Below are 3,156 nucleotides of genomic sequence, written 5' to 3'. Positions count from 1 at the left end.
ATCCTGGCCTTCGCGACCGGTCTCGGCCTGTTCTTCAACTCGCTGGCTACCAAGAACTCGAGCACGATGACCAACGTTCTGTTCGGCAACCTGCTGGCGATCTCGAAGGAACAGCTCGTCACCTTCGCAGTCCTGCTCGTGGTTCTGGCGGTCTGCGTCGCGGTGATGTACCGGCCGCTGCTCTACGCCTCGATCAACGCCCCGGTCGCCGAGGCCAAGGGATTGCCGGTCCGCGCGATGTCGGTCTTCTTCATGGTGTTGCTCGCGCTCGCCGTGACGATGGCCGTCCAGGCGGTTGGCACGCTGCTGCTGTTCGCGTTGGTCGTCACGCCCGCGGCGACCGCGATCACGCTCACGCCACGGCCCGTTCTGGCGATGGCGATCTCCACGTTTCTCAGTGTCGCGTCGGTATGGCTCGGCCTCGGCGCGTCGGCGATGTTCAACCTGCCACCGAGCTTCCTCGTCGTGACGATCGTCTCCGCCATCTGGCTGGTGGTCTGGGTGGCCGACCGGCGGGTTCGCTCACCCGCGCCGCGCACGTAATACCCGTCAGGCACGCTGTACCTCACGATGTCCCTGCCAGTTGCCGCCACTCCCGCCCTACTCGACGACCCGAGCGACCTGTCCGCCCTGCGAGCCAAGGGCGCCGACGCCGACGAGCTGTTCACCTCCTTCGCCGCATGGGCCGAGGCGAGCGGCACCGTGCTGTACCCGGCGCAGGAGGAGGCGCTGATCGAGCTCGTCAGCGGGTCGAACGTCATCCTGGCGACGCCGACCGGTTCGGGTAAGTCGTTGGTGGCCACCGGTGCGCTGTACGCGGCGCTGGCAGCGGGGCGCCGCAGCTACTACACCGCGCCTATCAAGGCACTGGTCAGCGAAAAGTTCTTCGCCCTCTGTGACGTCTTCGGTGCGGCCAACGTCGGCATGTTGACCGGCGACGCCTCGGTCAACGCGGGGGCGCCGATCATCGCGTGCACCGCGGAGGTGCTGGCCAACATCGCGCTGCGGGAGGGCGCGAGCGCCGACATCGGCCTGGTGGTGATGGACGAGTTCCACTTCTACGGCGACCCCGACCGCGGCTGGGCCTGGCAGGTGCCGCTCCTGGAACTGCCAAGGGCTCAGTTCCTCCTGATGTCGGCCACGCTCGGCGACGTCACGTTCCTTCGCGAGGACATCACCCGACGCACCGGCCGCCCGACGGTGCTGGTCGCCAACGCCGAACGCCCGGTTCCGCTGCACTACTACTACGCGACCACGCCGATGCACGAGACGATTCAGGAGCTGCTCGACACGAAGCAGGCGCCGATCTACGTCGTCCACTTCACGCAGGCCTCGGCGCTGGAGCGGGCGCAGGCGCTGATGAGCGTCAACTTCAGCACCAAGGAGGAGAAGGCCGCGATCGCCGACATGATCGGCGGGTTCCGGTTCTCCTCGTCCTTCGGTTCTACGCTGTCGCGACTGGTTCGGCACGGCATCGGCGTTCATCACGCCGGCATGCTGCCCAAGTACCGGCGGCTGGTGGAACAGCTGGCCCAAGCCGGCCTGCTCAAGGTCATCTGCGGCACCGACACCCTCGGCGTCGGCATCAACGTACCGATCCGGACCGTCGTCTTCTCGGCGCTGTCGAAGTACGACGGCGTGCGCACCCGGCTGCTGCAAGCCCGCGAGTTCCACCAGATCGCCGGGCGGGCCGGGCGGGCCGGCTACGACACCGCAGGCACCGTCGTCGTGCAGGCGCCCGAGCACGAGGTGGAGAACCTCAAACAATTCGCCAAGGTCGCCGACGATCCGAAGAAGCGCCGGAAGTTGGTGCGCCGCAAGGTACCCGAGGGGATGGTCCCGTGGAGCGAGTCGACCATGACCCGGCTGGTCGAGGCCACCCCCGAACCGCTCACCAGCAACATGCGGGTGTCGACCTCGATGATCCTCGACGTGGTCGACCGTCCCGGTGACCCCTTCGTCGCGATGCGCCGCTTGCTCACCGACAACCACGAGCCGCGCAAGCGCCAGCTGCAGCACATCCGCGAGGCCGTCGGCATCGCCCGCTCGCTGCTGCAGGCCGGCGTGCTGGAACACCTCGACGAACCCGAGGTCGACGGACGCCGCTACCGGCTGACCGTCGACCTGCCGCCCGACTTCGCGCTCAACCAGCCGCTGTCGACGTTCGCGCTCGCCGCCATCGACGTGCTCGACCCGGCATCTGAAACCCATGCGCTGGACGTCGTTTCGGTCATCGAGGCGACGTTGGAGGATCCCCGCCAGATCCTGGCGGCACAGCTGAACAAGGCCAAGGGTGAGGCCGTCGCCCAGATGAAGGCCGAGGGCATCGAGTACGACCAGCGGATGGAGCTGCTAGACGACGTCACGTATCCCAAGCCGCTCGAGGAGCTGCTCGGCTACGCCTTCGAGACCTATCTGCAGAGCAACCCGTGGGCGGCCGACGGCCGGCTCTCACCGAAGTCGATCGTGCGCGAGATGTGGGAGCGGGCGTTCGGGTTCCGGGAGTTCGTCAACACCTACGGGCTGGTCCGCTCCGAGGGCGCCGTGCTGCGCTACCTGTCCGACGCCTTCAAGGCGCTGCGCTCCGGAGTGCCCGCCGGCGCGCGCACCGAGGACGTCACCGACATCGTCGAGTGGCTCGGCGAGCTTGTCCGCCAGGTTGATTCGAGCCTGCTCGACGAGTGGGAGCAGCTCACCAACCCGGACGAGCCGTCGAACGTACCCGTGGCGATCCCGGCGCGCCCGCGCCCGCTGACCGGCAACGAGCGGGCGTTCACCGCGATGGTCCGCAATGCGCTGTTCCGGCGGGTCGAGCTGTTCGCCCGCCGCCGTTCATACGACCTCGGCCTGCTGGACGCGGACTCGGGGTGGACGTCCGAGCGCTGGGCGGAGGTCGTCGCCGCATACTTCGCCGAACACGACGAGGTGCAGACGGGCGCCGACGCGAGGGGCCCGGCCATGCTGATCATCGACCGGCAGCCCGGCCTCTGGCACGTGCGACAAGTATTGGATGACCCTGCCGGTGACCATGATTGGGGCTTCGACGTCGAGGTGGACCTCGAGGCCTCCGACGAGGAGGGGTCGGCGGTGCTCCGCCTGGTCGATGCGGGGCGGCAGGGCTGAGCACCGGCCGCGGTCATCGGCCCACACCAGCTG

At 68.2% G+C, this 3,156-nt stretch carries 2 protein-coding genes; both read left to right on the top strand.

Going from position 1 to position 3,156, the window contains the following annotated elements; genetic code table 11:
* Nucleotides 1-543: metal ABC transporter permease (locus ACRDUX_RS35955; protein ID WP_526421479.1), on the top strand; the 543-nt coding region annotated here is incomplete at its 5' end.
* A gap of 27 nt (nucleotides 544-570) precedes the next feature.
* On the top strand, nucleotides 571-3,123 hold the full coding sequence (locus tag ACRDUX_RS35950) for a DEAD/DEAH box helicase (RefSeq protein ID WP_526421477.1): 2,553 nt from the start codon (nucleotides 571-573) through the stop codon (nucleotides 3,121-3,123).
* Nucleotides 3,124-3,156: the final 33 nt, after the last annotated feature.

The organism is Mycobacterium sp., from assembly GCF_050701675.1.
In the GTDB taxonomy this organism is placed as follows: Bacteria; Actinomycetota; Actinomycetes; order Mycobacteriales; family Mycobacteriaceae; genus Mycobacterium.
The sequence above is the reverse complement of the archived record's forward strand: the minus strand, read 5'-3'. Positions and strand labels throughout refer to the sequence as shown.